This is a genomic window from Limnobacter sp. SAORIC-690 (assembly GCF_002954425.1).
Classification (GTDB): Bacteria; Pseudomonadota; Gammaproteobacteria; order Burkholderiales; family Burkholderiaceae_B; genus Limnobacter; species Limnobacter profundi.
The window spans coordinates 453,295-470,519 of the sequence record NZ_MQVZ01000001.1 but is presented as its reverse complement, the minus strand read 5'-3'; the positions used below and the strand labels follow the sequence as shown (position 1 = coordinate 470,519).

Annotated in this window: 12 protein-coding genes; all 12 read left to right on the top strand. The window is 52.3% G+C overall.

The window, feature by feature from the left end:
* Nucleotide 1: 1 nt before the first annotated feature.
* Nucleotides 2–859 carry a hypothetical protein gene (locus BSZ31_RS16985; RefSeq protein ID WP_206018525.1) on the top strand — a complete coding sequence of 286 codons (858 nt, stop codon included), beginning with the start codon at nt 2–4 and terminating at the stop codon, nt 857–859.
* Nucleotides 860–873: 14 nt separating this feature from the next.
* Nucleotides 874–2,574: a GspE/PulE family protein gene (locus BSZ31_RS02085; RefSeq protein ID WP_105027336.1), complete on the top strand. Its 1,701-nt coding sequence runs from the start codon at nt 874–876 to the stop codon at nt 2,572–2,574.
* A gap of 2 nt (nt 2,575–2,576) precedes the next feature.
* On the top strand, nt 2,577–3,827 hold the full coding sequence (locus BSZ31_RS02080; RefSeq protein ID WP_105027335.1) for a type II secretion system F family protein: 1,251 nt from the start codon (nt 2,577–2,579) through the stop codon (nt 3,825–3,827).
* A gap of 3 nt (nt 3,828–3,830) precedes the next feature.
* The gene (locus BSZ31_RS02075) at nt 3,831–4,700 is read left to right on the top strand and encodes a hypothetical protein (RefSeq protein ID WP_105027334.1); all 870 of its coding nucleotides are present in this window, start codon (nt 3,831–3,833) and stop codon (nt 4,698–4,700) included.
* Complete coding sequence (locus tag BSZ31_RS02070) at nt 4,697–5,182, top strand: hypothetical protein (protein ID WP_105027333.1); 486 nt, start codon at nt 4,697–4,699, stop codon at nt 5,180–5,182. The genes BSZ31_RS02075 and BSZ31_RS02070 overlap by 4 nt, the downstream gene beginning before the upstream one ends.
* Nucleotides 5,175–6,029 (top strand): peptidyl-prolyl cis-trans isomerase, encoded by an 855-nt coding sequence (locus tag BSZ31_RS02065; RefSeq protein ID WP_105027332.1) that lies wholly within the window; start codon nt 5,175–5,177, stop codon nt 6,027–6,029. Before BSZ31_RS02070 ends, BSZ31_RS02065 begins: the two co-directional genes overlap by 8 nt.
* A 51-nt stretch (nt 6,030–6,080) precedes the next feature.
* The gene (locus tag BSZ31_RS02060; protein ID WP_105027331.1) at nt 6,081–6,764 is read left to right on the top strand and encodes a hypothetical protein; all 684 of its coding nucleotides are present in this window, start codon (nt 6,081–6,083) and stop codon (nt 6,762–6,764) included.
* Nucleotides 6,765–6,907: 143 nt separating this feature from the next.
* The gene (locus tag BSZ31_RS02055; RefSeq protein WP_146106557.1) at nt 6,908–7,444 is read left to right on the top strand and encodes a hypothetical protein; all 537 of its coding nucleotides are present in this window, start codon (nt 6,908–6,910) and stop codon (nt 7,442–7,444) included.
* A gap of 8 nt (nt 7,445–7,452) precedes the next feature.
* The gene (locus BSZ31_RS02050; RefSeq protein ID WP_105027329.1) at nt 7,453–14,244 is read left to right on the top strand and encodes a tail fiber domain-containing protein; all 6,792 of its coding nucleotides are present in this window, start codon (nt 7,453–7,455) and stop codon (nt 14,242–14,244) included.
* Nucleotides 14,245–14,323: 79 nt separating this feature from the next.
* Nucleotides 14,324–15,409 (top strand): TIGR03032 family protein, encoded by a 1,086-nt coding sequence (locus tag BSZ31_RS02045; protein ID WP_168426809.1) that lies wholly within the window; start codon nt 14,324–14,326, stop codon nt 15,407–15,409.
* Nucleotides 15,387–15,962, top strand: coding sequence for an adenylyl-sulfate kinase (cysC, locus tag BSZ31_RS02040; RefSeq protein ID WP_105027327.1), 576 nt, complete (start codon nt 15,387–15,389; stop codon nt 15,960–15,962). The genes BSZ31_RS02045 and cysC overlap by 23 nt, the downstream gene beginning before the upstream one ends.
* A 67-nt stretch (nt 15,963–16,029) precedes the next feature.
* Complete coding sequence (locus BSZ31_RS02035) at nt 16,030–17,190, top strand: NAD-dependent epimerase/dehydratase family protein (protein WP_105027326.1); 1,161 nt, start codon at nt 16,030–16,032, stop codon at nt 17,188–17,190.
* Nucleotides 17,191–17,225 lie beyond the last annotated feature (35 nt).

Genomic DNA, 17,225 nt, shown 5'->3' with positions numbered 1-17,225 from the left:
CATGCATGCCTTCCAAAAACACCTTGTTACTTATTGCCTGGCCAGTACCTGCGCTGGATGGTCGGGTGGTGTGTTATCGCAGCAAACCATTGCCAATCCCTTGATTCGCCCTGCCATGTTGCAGGGTGCCCCTGCGGCAAGTGGGCCAGATTCTGCTGGAGCCACGCAGCGCCCGGCAGAACCAGCAGCCACCGGCGATGCTGCCGAGTTGCGCCGGCAGGCCGAGCGACGAATTACGCAAGAAGATTTGAACATTCGTCAACAAGCCTTGAACTCCCCGGTATTGCCGGTGCCCCTCATCAACCTGTTCAGCAATATGCAGGTAACCGCCTATTTTCAGGGTGCAATTGTGATGCGCCGGGTTGAAAACGATTTCACGCCCCAGCAAGTCAGCCAGCCTGCTGCCGCTCAACAGGCTGGCAATGGCCGTGGCGAACCTCCCCCTGCTGTGGTGGTTCCTCGTCCGGTGTCGCGTTCGTCGGGTGCACTTCGGTTGCGAGTGGGCAAGACAGAAAATGTCAGCGGCTACCCTTTGCGGGCCGCGGTCAACGGGCAAGACATCACAGTTGATTGGTTAAGTGAAAACGGGACCTGGGTCAATGTGTTTTATGGCGCGCTTGAGTCGAGCGCAGGTGGGCTGCCGCAAGTGCCCAGCGATTCACAGTTGCTGAAAGTGGAAACCGATCAGTTTGATCATTTGGTGCCCGTGCTGCGAACACAAACATTCTCGCCTTCAGGCACTTTGGGGGGGCAGCAAGGTGGCAACTTTGGCTCCGGGTTTGGTGGTGGCAATGGTGGTTTTGGTGGCAATCTGGGTGGCAACAATCAACCTGGTTTTGGCACTGGCTTTCCCAACTGAAGGAAACAATCCGAATGAAATCACTTGAAGCAGATTTGGTACAAGCCGGGCTGGATGACCATCAGCTTAATTTGCTTCGCCAACAACACACACACTTGCGTGGAGAGGGTCGGACTGCCGAGTTGGGCAGCCTCGCCTTGCGCTCACGATTTCTGAATCTGGATGACTTGGTCGACTCCGGTTCCCAGGAAGACTCCAATGTCATTGGCGATCATTTCACCTTGCAAACCATTTTGCCATTGGAGTTTTGTCGTCGATTTGTGTGTGTGCCCACCGAGTTCTCAAAGGGGGTGCTTACCTTGCGTTGTGCGCAGCCCTTGAAAGCGGCACAGCAGGATCGAATTCGCCAAATTCTGCGTGCTCCTGTTTCTGCACTGAAGTTCTTGCCATCCAGCCGCCAAGAGGTGTGTGACTTGCTGCTGCGCATCGAGCAATCCGGGTCGGTCAATGGTCTGATCACAGTACTTCGGCATGAAGGGCTGGAGGCCGGGCGATTGCGCAGCCTGGTGTACGCCGTGTTGAAAGAGGCCTTGTCGCTTCGCGCGAGCGACATCCACCTGAGCCGCAAGGGTGATCCCGATGCCTGGATTGCGTACCGGGTGGATTCGGTGATGCGGCAAACCCATTTGCTGCCCGAATTGTTGATGCAATCGCTGGTGGCCCGTATCAAGATTGAAGCGGGCATGGATGCATCCAATAGCCGCACAGCCCAGGATGGTCGCCTGACTGTTGAGCACGAAGGCCGCGTGGTGGATTTTCGAATTTCCACGCAACCCTTGGTGGATGGCGAATCGGTGGTGCTCCGTGCATTGGACGCCTCGCTGTTGCCGAGCTTGGGTGCCCTGTTTCCCGGTCAACCCAAAATGACCGAGTTGATCAAAAGCATCACCAACCAAACCGGCAAAACCGGGGGGCTGGTGTTTATTTCCGGCGCGACGGGCTCGGGCAAAAGCACCACGCAATACACAGTGGCGTGTGGCTTTCGGCGGGACGCCATGAATGTGATCACCGTGGAGGATCCGGTCGAATACATTTTGCCTTTTGCCAAACAAATTCAATTGCAGGCCTTGGTCAAGCAAAAGGCCATTGAGCTTGAGCGCTCGATACTTCGCCAAGACCCGGACATTCTTATTTTTGGTGAGGTGCGTGATGCAGACTCAGCCCGCGCTGCCTTGGCTTTTGCCGAAAGTGGTCACCTGGTGATTTCCACCATTCACGCCAACAGCGTGTTGCAGGTCAGTGAACGTTTCTTGTCCATGATCGACCCCGCCCACCGTGCCGATTCTGAATTTTTGCTTGCACATTTTCTGCGTGTGGTGATCCATCAGCGTTTGGTACGCCGCCTGTGTTCTTGTGCCAAACCCGTACAGGGTGAAATGCTTGAACACTTTCAGTCACAGGCGTTTCGGCTCACCGGTGGTTTAATTCAACCACGCGCTGGTTTGCGTCACAAGGTGGGTTGCACTCGCTGCGCTGGCCTGGGGTATTCAGGTCGGGTTGCTGCGCATGAAACCATGCATGTGCCAGCCGAGGAAACCATGCGGGGCCGTTTCGTAAAGGCTTTCAAAAGCCACAACCTGGAGCTTCCCGTTGATTTATGCGAACAGAACGGCGTTGACTACACCAGCCGGCTTCAAACCCTGCAAACCCTTTTGGACCAAGGCATGGTCGACTGGCCTAGCGTTCTTCAGATACTTGGTGTGGCGGGGGACTGAGCATGTCAATTTCAAATTTTCGTGTGGATTACCTTGCTCCACAAATGCTGGATGCAACCGCCCGGCCTGACGATCGCTTGAGCGGTTATTTTCGCCACCAATTGGTGATTACCGCATCCAGAAAGCGTGAGGCAATTCAGCAAGTCATTGACCGTGGCGGTGTGGTGCTGGATGTGATTGAACTGCAAGCCAAAGGCAGGTTGTCTCGCCTGTTTGGTTCGAAGGTAAGTCGAAGTTACAAACAAAAATTTCTGCAGGCGCTTGCATTCAATGTGCGCTCGGGTTTGTCGCCCGAGAAGTCGCTGGAGCAGGTAATACTGGGTGAGCTGGGCGAGCCGCGTTTGATTTTGAACCAGGCTTTGAATGCATTGCGCCAGGGTTTTGGTTTTGTGGCGGCAGTGGAGCTGTTGAACTGGTTTGATGATTCCACACTCGCAGTGTTAAGCGCAGGCGAGGCGGCTGGCCAGTTGAGTGAGGCCCTTGAAACAGCGGTGAGTTTTTATGAGAAGGGCTCAGCAACACTGAAGCTGATGTTTGGTGCCGTCACCTGGACTGCACTGGATTTGATCATGGCGGTGTCTACGGTAATCGGCATGCGTTTTGGTTTGATTGAGCAATTGAAAGCAACACCATTGATGAGCGAAGACCCCGCCAAGGTTGCGCAATACAACAGCTCTCTTGCCTTGGCTGAATGGGTGAACAATGGTTTGCTGGTTTTCTCATTTGTCTTTTTTCTGATCCTGATTTATTTCACCATGCTGGTGTTGTCGCCCGATCAAAAAACCCGCACGCAAGCATTCGGAATCCTTGAGAAAGTACCCGTGATTGGTGAGCTGCTGATTTGCTCCGGCATTGCTGCAACAACCAGGGTATTGGGCTCCTTGTTAACAGGTGGCGTGGCTTTTTTGAATGCGGTGCAAATTGCGCGAAAAGGCACCATTACACCCACGGTATCCCTGTTCTGGCAAACCATCACCGATCGCAGTGAAATTGGAGAGCAGCCTGCTGTGGCTTTCAATCACCCCTTGCTGGACAGCAGCGAACGCTTGTTGATTCGCGCGCACAAAGACCAGGCACAACTGGCCGAATGCCTGGCCTCAATTTCACAAACCCGGGATGACAAAGCCAACAGCGCCGCGCGCAAATTTGCAGTCATCGCATTTGTTGCCTCTCTTGCGTACTCGGGTATTGCGGTGTTGTTCAGCCTGGCCGTGGTGTATTTGCAAAACGAAGTCGTGTTGTCGGGAGCCTAAGCCGTGGACGCAATCAATCTAAAAAGCATTTACTCCAACCTGATTGCAGGGCGTTTGCCTGTGGGTACAGGCAGTGCACAGAAAGTGGTCATGAACCAGGCCTACGCTATATTGGGCACCAACCGCCTGCACGCGTACCTTGCTGAACGTGCGGGCCATGTGTACTACTTCGCCATTGAAAGTGCGTGGCTTAGTTCAGCGCCAGGTTTTAATTTGCCTTTTGTAGACGTGTTGCCCGATGGCCCCCTGCATGTGGGCGATGCAATTTACCTGATGCACGGTGCTGACTATTCCGTTGCCTTGATCATCGAAGGCGGTAGCGTACGTGTGTTGTGCAACGACCAGGATGTACTGAAAGATTATCTGATCGGACTTGATCTGCAAATTGTCGAAATTGAACACAAAGGCGGCAAGCCGCTCACCAGCATTCCCCAGGCCATTCAAGGTATTACTGAACGTTTCAGTTCCTTGATGATGAAAGGATCAATTGGCGTGTTGATTTCAGCATCCATGGTGTTTTTGGGAGCGCAGGCAGCAAGTGCATACACCAACAGCCAGGCTGCAAGGGGGCTGAATGCCCAAGCTGTTGAAAACGATTTGAACGCCACCTTGATCAAGCTCAGCGTGCAGCAACCCCTTGCACGCCAAATTTCCAGAATACAAAAAGTATCTGCAACCGTGGTGCGATCGGGGGGGTGGATCGAGAAATACAGCATGAAGGGGGAGGACGATGAGTCTTTTGAATTGATCCTGCCCAGTTGGGTGAGTCAAGACTACCTGGATTCCCTGGGGCGCGATGTGGTCACCGATCTAAGGGATATGGAAGGGCTGCTTAGTGTACGTAAACAAGGCAAGAAGGAGTCAGTCAAGTGAAACTGGATTTAAAAAACAACAGTACTTTGTGGATAACCGAGGCCAGTCGCTTAATGGGATTGGCACCTGTGTTCGCGATGATGTGTGCTGTGGTCATGGTGATTCTAGCCGCCTTTTCAGTCAACGACTTCTTGCGCACCACTGAGATTGAACGGAAAAGTCAGGAGCTGCCTGAATTCACCTTGAAACGTGTGCCGGTGGGTAAGGTGGTTTACGAAGATTATGCTCGTGTGTTGGCCAGGTTGAGCCCTGACGTTCGGGTGGTTGCCAATCGCGACAGTATCAAGATTGATATTGCTGACCCTTCTAAATACGCCGAGTTCATGTACGTATTGAACAGTATTCAGGGTATTTCGAAAGATGTGGTGTGGCATGCCGAGGAAATTTGTCTGGCGGGTTGCGCGGGGCAGGCTTCGTTGGCAACTGTGAAAGGGATGACCGAGAAAGTGGAAGTTAAATTGAGGGGGCAGGGCGATGAATGAATCGGACAACAAAGTGGGCATACCATTTGCCAAACAAAGATTAACCCTAGGGGTAGCAGCTTTAGGCCTGGTGGGTTTGGTGTCCTGGGCGGGTTGGATTGCTTTTCAGGGCCCTTCCAGTCCAAGTGTTTCGCCTGTGGCCAGCGCATTTGCGGCAGGTGATTCTTCAGGGCAATCAGACCGTCAAGTAGCCAGCATCAATGGCATGAAAATTACTGAAATGGAATTGGGTGGCATGCTGCAATCGGGTGTGGACCGGGCCATTGTCATTGACCGCTACATCAACAAAGTGGTGGCTGCAGAGCGGGGTCGCGAGATGTATGTGGACGAGGCCAAAGCAGCCCTTCGTGCGGCAGAGCGAGAGGTACTTTCTACCCTGTACACCACCAAACGAATGGAAGAGTTACGCAAAGCCGTAAGCGATGATGATGTGAAAGCTTACTACGATGCCAACGTGCTAGACCAAAATTTTCAGCAGTGGAAAGTCAGTTACTACCTGAGCAATGATCAAAACGATGTGCAACAAACCCTGGAGAAATTAAAGAAGGGGGACAAGGACGCGCTTGATCAGTTAAAGCCACTGGTGGAGCAGGGTGACGGTTATGCCGTGGCTCAGGCAATGCCCTATAACCTGGGGCGCGTGGTGTCGAAAATGAAAAAGGGTGAATTCAGTGAGGTACTTCGTTTGCGCAACGGCCTTTTGGTGCTGAAGATTGAAGACACCAAACAACTGAAAAAACCCACTTTGGAAGAATTGAAGCAAGACATTGTTCAAGCCCTTGCTTTAGAGAAATTCAACGCTGAACTTGAGCAAGCCCGCAGGCAAGCCAAGGTGGAGTTGGGTTAACTAAGTGAAGTCAACAAGGCTTGAGCAACACAGGTAATTAAGGAGAACGTCATGAAGTCTATTTCCAATCCCGCGGCCTTTTTGCGAAAGCAAAACCAGGCGGGTTTTATTCAGGCGGCCTTGCTGTTCGGCATTGCCCTGATGACAGCAGTGCTGGGTGGTTTTGCACTGGCCAACCGAAGCCCAACTTCACAAACCGACGTGGAGCAGGCGAAAGTCAATGCGTCTGTAATTTTGAAGCAGGCCAGTGATTTGCGCGACGGTGTGGCCAGGTACTCGAGTGATTTTGGTTCGTCGGCTGTTCAATCGACACTTGATTTTTCGAACACCGCCAACCAGGGGCTATTCGATCCCACCGCTCGATATGCTTCCCCACAAATCATGCCCACCACAGCCTTTGCCAATGGGGAGGACACGACAATCAAGTCGCCTACGGCCAATTCAGCGGGTCACTGGTACATCAATAAAGTGACAGTTGGAAATGCCTTGGCAACCGGTGCAGCCGACCCCATGGTAATACTGCCTGGACTCAGGCAAGACGTTTGCGGTCGTGTGAATACCCTGCTTTACGGTGCATCAACCATTCCAGCTGCGAGCACCGCTTTGTCGGTGTGGACTACCGGTACAACCGATGGCGGTATTTCTTCGGTAACTGGCGTAGCGGGTTGGCCTGAGGGTTGTATAGCCACCAGCGACACCAAGTATGTTTACTTCAAGGTGATTCAGGAAAATTAAATCGCTGCAACTTCACCAAGCCCGCAACAGCGGGCTTTTTTTTCGTCACGTTTCACCAAAGCAAGGGATGTGGGCTTGTATGTATTCACCCGTTAACCCGGTATGCACCGAAATCCGTGCAAGAAACCGAGGTTAAAAAAATCGTGAACAGGAAATCCTTTCAGCAACAAAGCGGATTCATCGCTTCCTACATTTTGTACGGCATTGGTTTGCTGGCCATTGTGGGTGCTGCCTATGCACGTTTGAGCACCAATACCCAACAGGGGCAATCGGTTCAAGACACAGTCAATGAGGTTGCTGTGCAACTTGAAGTCATCAAAGGAAAAATCATGTTGTGCGCAGCAGTGTATCCCGATGGGGATCATGGTCAATTCAACACGCGCCACGCTTATCCAGCTCCAGCTACAGCAGGCCATGCCGCAGTTATTTCAGCTGTGGCCTGCCCCACGCCGAATGGGCCTTTGTCTCTCGCCTTGATGCCAGACGGAATTCCATTGCCAGTCAGCCCACCCGATTTTGAGGAGTGGGTGTATGAGCACACCGAGGCTGGCGGCATACGGCTTCGATTAATACCGCGACTAAGCGGTGGCGCAGCCGCCACCCGAGAACGTTTGCTTCGTCAGTACGACGGTTCAATCATCGCCAATGGTGATGAACTTGTGTTTGCGGTTTTGAACTAGAGGTTCACATGAAAAAGAACAAGTCCAAAGTAAACCCGGTCAGTTTTAAACCGAAACCAATTGTTTTGGCCGTAAAGCATGCCTTGCCCTACTTGGTAGCACTTGGTTTGGGCGCTGCTGCTATTTCGCCTGCCGTGGGTCGTTCAGGCGATTCTGCGGCCGCCTTTACCGCAACGCAGCTGATTCGCCAGTTCACCCTGAAAAATACTGTGGCTCAAGTAAGCCAAGGCATGCAAGGTTATGTGGCCGAATTCAACGGTGTATTACGGGCCAGTGAAATGGGTGGCGTGGTAAGTGGTTACCCGGTGGACATGGGCTCGGTTCCCTCATCGGTGAATCTGCCTCAGCGAGATGGTGCTGGCAGGCCTCTGGGTTACTGTGCGTGGGACAACAGCGCTTCCACATCCAACAGCAGTTTTCTGGCTGGGCAGGGTGTGGCAAATCCGTTGGTGTATGCCGTGGTGTCGCCTGGGTTGAACGGCAGCATGGAAACGAGTTGCGCCTATATTCTCGCCAATCGCAGGGGCTTGGGCGACGATTATGTGCAGGTGACTGCACCTTCGCAAACATCGTCCAAACAGTTTAAAAGTGCTGTGGGTACCTATGCCGAATTAACCGCGATGCCAGGTGAGGAAGGTGACATTCGCCTGGTGCTGGAAACCAACAAATTGTACAGCTACGTGGGTGGTGCCTGGCAGCCTGTGGATGCCAGCAAATTCAATGACGATTCCGCAGCCAACGGTGCAGGTGCAATTGCTTACACCACTGGTAAAGTCACTGTGGCTGATTTTCAAGCTGCAAGTGCAACCATCACGGGTGCCTTGTCTGGAAGCGCTGCCACATTCACCAGCAGCGTTACAGCCAACAGTTTTATTGGCAATGGCGCAGCTTTAACCGACCTGAATGCAAGCAATGTGAACAGCGGTGTGTTGGGCGCTGCATTTGGTGGCACCGGCGTTGATTCAAGTGCCGCTGCGCGGGGTAGTTTGCTGATTGGTACCGGCGCGGGTTTTGCTTTGGGCGCAATCAGCGCAGGCGATGGAATTGGTGTTCTCAACGGTGCTGGCAGTATCACCATTTCCAACACAGGTGTACTCAGTATTACCGGCACCAACAACCAAGTGATTGCAAGTGCCATGAATGGCGATGTGGTGCTCAGTTTGCCGCAAGACATTGCCACCACCAGCACGCCCACATTTGCAGGTGCAATGTTCAATGGAAATATTGATGTTGCTTCGATTAGCCAAGCGGGGGTGCCTGCCACATTGGCCTTTCAGTATGCAAGCGATACAGGCTCCACCTTCTATGCCGAACCCAATCTTGGGCTGGGAACCGGCGCCCTGGCAGGTCTGAAAAGTGCGGGCAATGTGGCTATAGGCATGGACGTATTGGGAAGAATGAGCACGCTTGGTTATGGCAGCGAATCCGGAACCTGGAATACGGGTGTTGGATATCAAGCTTTGTACAGCAACGATTATGGTGATGAAAACACCGCTGTGGGTTACAAAAGCCTGTATTCCAACACCACAGGTTATCACAACACCGCGATGGGTTCGCAGTCGATGTTGTCGAATACCACAGGCACGGCAAACACCGCGATTGGTTACGATGCCATGCGAATGAACACCACGGGCAGTGGTAATACATCGCTAGGGGTCGCATCACTGCACAATAACACTACTGGTTATCGGAACGTGGCATTAGGCCGCGGTGCCATGTACTACAACACCACGGGTTATCGAAATGCCATGGTGGGCCAGGCTGCCTTGCATTACAACACCGAGGGACATCAAAACGCCGGTGTGGGGCAGGCATCCATTTACCTCAACACAACAGGTTACTACAACGCATCCGTAGGAGCCTATGGCTTGTACTTCAACACCACAGGTGCCGAGAACTCTTCGGTTGGTGCCAACTCCCTGTTGGGCAATGTGAGCGGGAATCGAAATTCGGCGCTGGGTTATCAAGCCAATGTGTTGAGTGGCGCTTTGAATTACGCCAGTGCGATTGGTGCTGATTCGCGCGTGGGCACTTCCGATACCGTGGTGCTTGGCGCTTTGGGTGTTAATAAAAACTCAACCTATTCTACAATCGATGACCAAATTGTCATCGGCTCAACGGTGCGCAACGATACCTTTCCAAACACCAAGTTGTACGTGGAGGGCAATGTAAATTTGAATGGCGATTTGTACGCTGCAAATGCAACTTTTAGCGGTGCTGTCAATTTTCAGGGTGGCGTATTAGTTCCTACAGATCAGAAACTGCGCTTCGGTGGAGATTTCGAGAACTCGGATTCACAGTTCATTTATCGATCCAATCTCGCAGACGATCAAACCGTAATGCGTGTGGTCATTGGGGATAATCCAAACACATTCGGGCATCCGCAGGCCGATGAGTTTCAGATTGGTCGATTGGAGGATGACCAGCTTACCTATACACCCGTGTTTCGGGTTGCAGGCAATGGCGATGTCATTGCAAGTGGTACTGTTTCCGCAACTCGTTTGTTATTGAGCGACTCTTCAGGTGGTATAGATGAACCCAATGTAATCATCGGCGTTGGTGCAATGGCCGGTGCTGCATCCGGTGGCGGGGCCAATACAGCTATTGGTATTAATGCGTTGAATCAAAATACATCAGGCTTCAAAAACATTGCAGTTGGCAACATTGCACTTTTCAACAACACCGTTGGAAACAAAAATACAGGCGTGGGCTATGGTGCTTTGTTTGGGAATACAACGGGTAGTAACAACACAGCAGTGGGTGACGGCGTTGCTTACAGCATGACCACTGGCGATAAAAATACAGCTTTAGGTCAAATTGCCATGTTCAGTAATACCTCTGGAGAGGAGAATACTGCAATTGGCCAAGCTGCCATGTACAGCAACATCACCGGTTATATGAATACGGTAGTAGGGCAGGCAGCGTTGTTCTACAACACCACAGGTTATCAAAACACAGCGCTAGGCGCTCAGGCATTGTTCGCCAACACCACCGGTCGCGACAACACCGCAGTTGGCTCTTTGAGTTTGTTGAGTAATACCACCGGCGATTACAACAGTGCCTTGGGGCAGAGTGCATTGGCACTCAACACAACGGGCGTCTCAAACGTGGCAGTGGGTCAAGCCGCTTTGTATGCCAACACCACCGGCTATGGCAATAATGCGGTGGGCGTGCGCAGTTTGCAGGCCAACACCACCGGCTTTTCCAACGCCGCTTTGGGAGAGCGCAGCTTGCAGGCCAACACCACAGGTGCGCTCAACACTGCTTTGGGTGACTACTCTCTTGCGAACAATACTTCAGGTGACCGAAACACCGCCGTCGGGGCTGCGGCTTTGCTTGGCAACACCACCGGCCAATACAACACGGCCTTGGGTCGCTATGCAGGGTATGCCACGTTTTCAGACAGTACCACCAACGCCAATACAACCGGCAGTTTAAACACATTCCTGGGTGCTTACGCCATGCCTGGCACCACCGTCCAGCTTACACATGCCACGGCAATTGGTGCTGAAACCTTGGTAACCACTTCCAACACGGTCGTGCTGGGCCGCACCATCGATAACATTGTGATGGGTGCAACTGGCGATGATGGCAGCGGCAATAAACTTCAGGTGACTGGCGGGTTGCGTGCATCGGGCAATGTATTTCTGAACACGGGCGATGCAACCAACTACACGCAATTGCGTGATTTGCGTGTGATGTCCTCGGTAGATGATGCAGGCTGGGATCATCTTCGCATCTACACCCGTGGGCGGAAAACTTCAATTGATGCAGGTGGTGCAGAGGACGGTTTGGTATTCCGCGTTGGTGAAGGCAATTCTGGCGGAGTAGGCGACCAAACCTATAACACAGTGCTTACGCTGAAAGCCGATCAATCTGCAGTGTTCACCGGACGGGTCGATGTTCAAAGCCTGTATGTGAACGGTGAACAAATCGCGCCTGTCAACAAGGCCAATATTGATGCGGCGCTCACCTTCGCAAGCACGGTGGACGCTGCCTACCCGCAAAGCAGTTTGGCCCTGGGTGTAAACGCACTGGATGCAGATCCCCGTGCAGGCAATATCGCAATTGGCGAGGGAGTCCTGACCAGTTTGTCGCCCAGTGCAATAAATACCGAAGGTATTTTCAACACGGGTGTAGGCTTCAATGCACTCACCCTGAACAGCACAGGTTCAAACAATACTGCAGTAGGCACTTACAGTTTAAACCGCAACACCACAGGTTATGCAAACACGGCAATCGGTGTGTACGCCATGGTGAACACCACCACAGGCTATGACAACACCGGTGTAGGCGTAAATGCACTGAATGCCAACACCACCGGCAACCGCAACAATGCGCTTGGGGTGAATGCGCTTTTCAGTAACAGCAGCGGCACACAAAACAATGCGCTGGGTACAAATTCCTTGTTTTCCAATACCACGGGTTATCAAAACGTGGCGGTGGGCGACAATGCCTTGTACACCAACTCCGCTGGTTATCAAAACGTAGCCGTTGGTCCAGATGCCTTGTACAACAACACCACTGGTTATCAAAACATTGCAATTGGCTACAACTCGCAACGAAATACAACTACCGGGTACCGCAACACCGCAGTGGGTGCAAATGCATTGTTGAACAACACAGATGGTTTTCAGAACAGTGCGTTTGGTGTGAATGCTCTGCTTGCCAATACTGGCGGTGATCTTAACAGCGCTATGGGTGTCAACGCGATGTTGAGTAACACTTTGGGCGAGCGAAATGTGGCAATGGGTTTTAATACTTTACAAGCAAACACCACAGGCTCCAGCAACGTAGCCGTGGGTGTTAACGCCATGCTTAAAAACACCACTGGCAATGAAAATACAGCGGTGGGCGACAATGCCTTGTTCGAGAACACGACAGGCCATTCCAATGCAGCAATGGGTCGTGGTGCCTTGTACAACAACACCACGGGTTATTACAACATTGCAGTAGGCCGCAATGCCTTGCTCACCAACAGCACCGGTTACAACAACAGTGCCTTGGGTTACAACAGCCTTATTTTCAATACCACCGGGTACAACAACTCGGCTCTGGGGCGCAACGCCTTGCAGAACAACACCACGGGCTTGAATAACACGGCCTTGGGTACCTTCTCAATGTTTGGCAGTACCACGGGGCTAGACAATACTTCTGTGGGTTTTAATACCCTGTACTCCAACACAACGGGCAATGCAAACCTGGCCTTGGGTAAAAACGCGCTGTTTGGTAATGCTACTGGTAGCTACAACATGGGTATCGGAACTTCGACCGATGTTTTGCTGAACAATTTGAACTATGCGTCTGCACTGGGCGCTTTTGCTCGAGTCACTACATCGAATACGCTCGTATTAGGTGCATTAGGTGTCGGAAAAGACGGTGTGGTTTCTTCGACTGATGATCAAGTTGTAATCGGCACAACCTCGCGCAACGACACTATCTCCAACACCATTTTTCATGTCGCGGGTGTATCCAATTTTTCATCCACGCTTCATGCAACGGGTGGGGCTCAAATTTCTACCGGTCAATTGTTGAAATTTGGGCCAGACTCAGAGTCCACCGACAGATTGTTCATTCATCGCTTCAATCCAGCTTTTGATCAATCAATCTTGCGAGTCGCGATAGGAGACAACGTTGGGACGTTTGGTGAGCTAAGTGCCGATGAGTTTCAAGTGGGTCGACTCAACGCTGACGATTCTTTCAATCCTGTATTCCGCGTAGCAGGCAATGGCGATGTCATCGCAAGTGGTTACATGCAAGCCACAGCCTTCAATGTCAGTTCCGATCGAAGGCTTAAAACCAATATTCAGGCGCAAGATTCGGGTTCTGTTTTAAGCCGGCTTGAACAACTGCAAACTTACAGTTATGAATACCTGGCCAACCCCAATCTGGGGCGTCGCATTGGTGTGATTGCGCAAGAAATTCAGAGCCTGTTTCCTGAGGCGGTGGCCACTCGCGCTGACGGCATGATGTCGGTGGACTACAGCGCCTTGGGTGCCATGGCAGCCATGGGTGTTGGCCAGTTAAGCAAGCAGGTCAAAGTACTCGACAAAACGGTCGCAGATCAAGGCCAGCGAATCACAGTGATCGATGAGCAAATCAATCAACACGACACTCGCATTACATCGCTTGAAAGCTGGAGAACTGATGCCAGCAAACGCATGGACGGCATGCAGACTGCAATTGATTTGAACATTCAGAAAATTGCCGAGAATGCTGTGGCCATTCAAACCAATTCAGTTGCAATTGAGCGGCTGGATGACGCCTTGTTCACGCTGGATGGACAGGTGAAAAACAATTCAGATTTGATCAACAACATCAATTCGCGCTGGGCGAAAAACTTCAGCGAGTCGGCAGACGGTTCGCTGCTGACCGTGAATGCAGTTGAGTTGAAGGTCAGCAATTTCACAGCGCAGCAGTTGCGTGCAAATTCAGTTTATTCGCAACGGCTTGAAGCTGAAATGGCGCGAATTGCAGACCTGGAAGTGAATAACTTAAAGGCCAATTCAGCTGTAGCCAATACGGTGCAGGCCGAACAAGTGAATACAGGGTCGGCTCAGGTTTATGCCGGGGTGGGTTTGCCCGCCGTGCTGTTTGCTGCCAAATCGGATGGTCACTACACCGTCAGCACCAGTGCACTCGATGGCAGCTATGCCACTGCAACCGTGATCGTGAATGCCGGGCAAGCCAAAGTAGTATCAGTCGCCAGCGAGGGCATTGAACTGTATGCCGAAGGCAATCAGGTGAAGGTGATCGCGGCGGGCAAATCGATCAAAGCCAGCTGGATCAAAATGGGGTAACCGCGAAGGGTGAAGGCGAAACCTTCAGGCTCGAATAATCTGGTTCTGTTCCTATCATTCTTCAAACGAAGGTGCGACAGTGCAAAACCAGCTTGTTCAGCCAACCAACCTTTTAGCGCACACGCAGGTGCATTGTGACCCTGCGTGGATTGAGTTGCAGCACAAACTCGGTTTTACCGTGTTATTGGGTACGCGTAGCATGGGCGACTTGCATGTATTGAGTGCGCCAAACCCTGGCAGCGTGAATTTTCATGTGGTGAAGTTTCCCTTGTGCATGGGCATGGCCATTCACGGCAACCACCTGGCGGTGGCCTGCAAAACAGACATTCGCCTGTATTACGATTTACTGGCTCACCCACAAGTGTCCAGTCCGGTTTACCAGCGTAGCTACAGCCCGCGCAGTATTCATTTCACGGGCGACCTGGATACCCATGAACTTGATTTTGATCAGCATGGGCAGCCACTTTTTGTCGCAGCACGCTACAGCTGCATTGCATCCACCAGCCCGGTGCACAGCTTCAAGCCCGTGTGGCAACCCAAGTTCATCACCCAATTAACCCCTGAGGATTGTTGCCACCTCAATGGCCTTTGTATGGACCAAGGTGAATTGAAATACGTCAGCATGTTTGCTGCAACCGCCGAGCCACAAGGTTGGCGCAACTTGCCATTCAACAGTGGGCAGGTTTGGTCAACAAGCGATCAAGAAGCCGTGTGCACCGGTTTGGTTCAGCCACACAGCCCACGTTTGTACAACGGCGAGTTGTATGTTTTAAACAGCGGTGCCGGCGAAATAGGGCGTATTGACTTGGCTAGCGGTCGCTATGATTGCATTGCATTCGTGGGTGGCTATGGCCGGGGGTTAAGTTTTTTTGGCGACTATGCAATTTTTGGTATCAGCAAACCGAGGCACGATGGCTATATACCCAACTTTCCCTTGCATGACCGCTTGAAAGCGCTGCGCATGCCAGACCGTTGTCAGCTGCTCGCCGTTAACTTGAAAACAGGCCAGGTTATTCAGGCTGTTACCTTTGAAGGTGCTGCACGCGAGTTTTTTGACACCGTTGTCATCCCAGATTGTCAAAATGGGGTGATCATGAACCTGGATGAAGCCCAACACCCGCAACTGATCACCTGTGCGCAAAATGAGCTCCCCGTGCCAGCATGAATTATTAAAGCAGCATGCCGCATGCGTGGTGTGGTTCACTGGCTTGAGCGGTGCGGGGAAAAGCACGCTTGCATTCGCACTCGACGATGCTTTGCGTCGCAAGGGTATTCACACCGCCGTGCTAGATGGCGACAGCTTGCGCCTTGGTTTGAACAGCGATCTTGGTTTCTCGCCAGAAGACCGTGCCACCAATGTACAGCGCACAGCGCAGGTGGGTAAATTGATGGTCGACGCTGGTTTGGTCGTCATTGTGTCGCTTATTTCGCCGCAGGCGGAAAGCCGCAACAAAGCACGTTCCTTGTTCAATGAAGGTCAGTTTTTTGAGGTGTATTTGAACACGCCCCTGGAAGTGTGCGAACAACGCGATCCCAAAGGCTTGTATCGCAAGGCGCGCGGCGGCGACATCGCACAGTTTACCGGAATCAGCGCAGCGTACGAGGTGCCAGGGAATCCGAACCTGGTGCTGCAAACTCAAGCACTCAGTGTTTCGGACTGCCTTGAGAGGCTTCTCGCCATGTTGGAACCCGCATTGAAAAGGCGCTCAGTGAATTAACAAGCCGATTGACAATCAATCGGTTTCGGGTAAGGTTAGGTTCCTCTACCCCGCACGCAGAACCAATATGGGAATCAAAATGGAGGCCTTCCCGGCCCCGGACCAGCTCAAAAACGCAGCACCCAAAGCAGAGGAACTTCAAACCAAAGAATTGGCCGAGCTTGAGGCGGTCGATCCAGGCTTGGTGAAACAGGCCCGCCAGAAGCAAACTGTGCTGGTGACAGGGCATGCCGGTTTCATCGGTTTTCACACGGCCAAGGCATTGCTGGAACGCGGCGACAAAGTCATTGGTTTTGATTCACTGAACAGCCATTACGACACCCGGCTAAAACGCGAGCGCTTGAGCATGCTTGATGAAATCGCCAAGGCCACGGGTTCGAAATACCACACGGTGCGTGCCGACCTTTGCGACAGCACGCAGCTGCATGAATGCCTTGAAACTTACAAGGTTCAGCGGGTCATTCACCTGGCGGGCCAAACCGACAAATTTTTGTCGCAAGACAAACCCGCCGAATGCGTGCACAACAACATCAACAGTTTTGTGTCGCTGTTGGAAGCCTGCCGCCATTTTAAAATTCACCACCTAACCTACGCCAGCAGCCATGCCGTGTACGGCGCGGGTTTTCAAAAACCCATGAGCGAGCGCGACAGCGCCAACCACCCGCAGCGCCTGGATGCAGCCACCCAACGTGCCTGCGAATTGATGGCGCATTCCTACAGCCACCTGTTTAATTTGCCTACCACTGGTCTTAGGTTTTTCTCAGTGTATGGCCCCTGGGGGCGGCCCGATTCGGTGCTGTTTGCTTTCACCAAACGTATTCTTGAAGGCAAGCCTATTCAAATTTACAACGACGGCCGCAATACCCGTGATTACACCTACATTTCCGATTTGGTTGAAGCGGTATTGCGTGCCAGCGACACCCCGGCCGAGCCGAACCCGGTGTGGCTTGTTGAAGCCCCCGATCAAGCCACCAGCAATGCGCCCTGGCGAATTTTGAATGTGGGCAACAGCCTGCCTGTGTCGATTGAAGAATTGATCGCAGCGCTTGAACATGCTTTGGATAAAACCGCCATGAAGGAATACATCACGGGTCCAATTCTGGAGAAAAGCCAAAGCTGCGCCGATGTTAGTGCCTTGCAATTGGCCACACAATTCCGGCCGGTCACCCCCTTGGCGCAAGGCATTGCCGAATTTGCCGCCTGGTATCGCATGTACCATCAGGTATAAATCGGTTGTGGGGCTGCTTAGTGTCAACCTAGTGT

Excerpts from the sequence above, each read along its gene's own strand:
- BSZ31_RS16985 (WP_206018525.1), top strand. The coding sequence starts at position 2 with ATGCATGCCTTCCAAAAACACCTTGTTACTTATTGCCTGGCCAGTACC.
- BSZ31_RS02085 (WP_105027336.1), top strand. The coding sequence starts at position 874 with ATGAAATCACTTGAAGCAGATTTGGTACAAGCCGGGCTGGATGACCAT.
- BSZ31_RS02080 (WP_105027335.1), top strand. The coding sequence starts at position 2,577 with ATGTCAATTTCAAATTTTCGTGTGGATTACCTTGCTCCACAAATGCTG.
- BSZ31_RS02065 (WP_105027332.1), top strand. The coding sequence starts at position 5,175 with ATGAATGAATCGGACAACAAAGTGGGCATACCATTTGCCAAACAAAGA.
- BSZ31_RS02060 (WP_105027331.1), top strand. The coding sequence starts at position 6,081 with ATGAAGTCTATTTCCAATCCCGCGGCCTTTTTGCGAAAGCAAAACCAG.
- BSZ31_RS02050 (WP_105027329.1), top strand. The coding sequence starts at position 7,453 with ATGAAAAAGAACAAGTCCAAAGTAAACCCGGTCAGTTTTAAACCGAAA.
- cysC (WP_105027327.1), top strand. The coding sequence starts at position 15,387 with ATGAGCTCCCCGTGCCAGCATGAATTATTAAAGCAGCATGCCGCATGC.
- BSZ31_RS02035 (WP_105027326.1), top strand. The coding sequence starts at position 16,030 with ATGGGAATCAAAATGGAGGCCTTCCCGGCCCCGGACCAGCTCAAAAAC.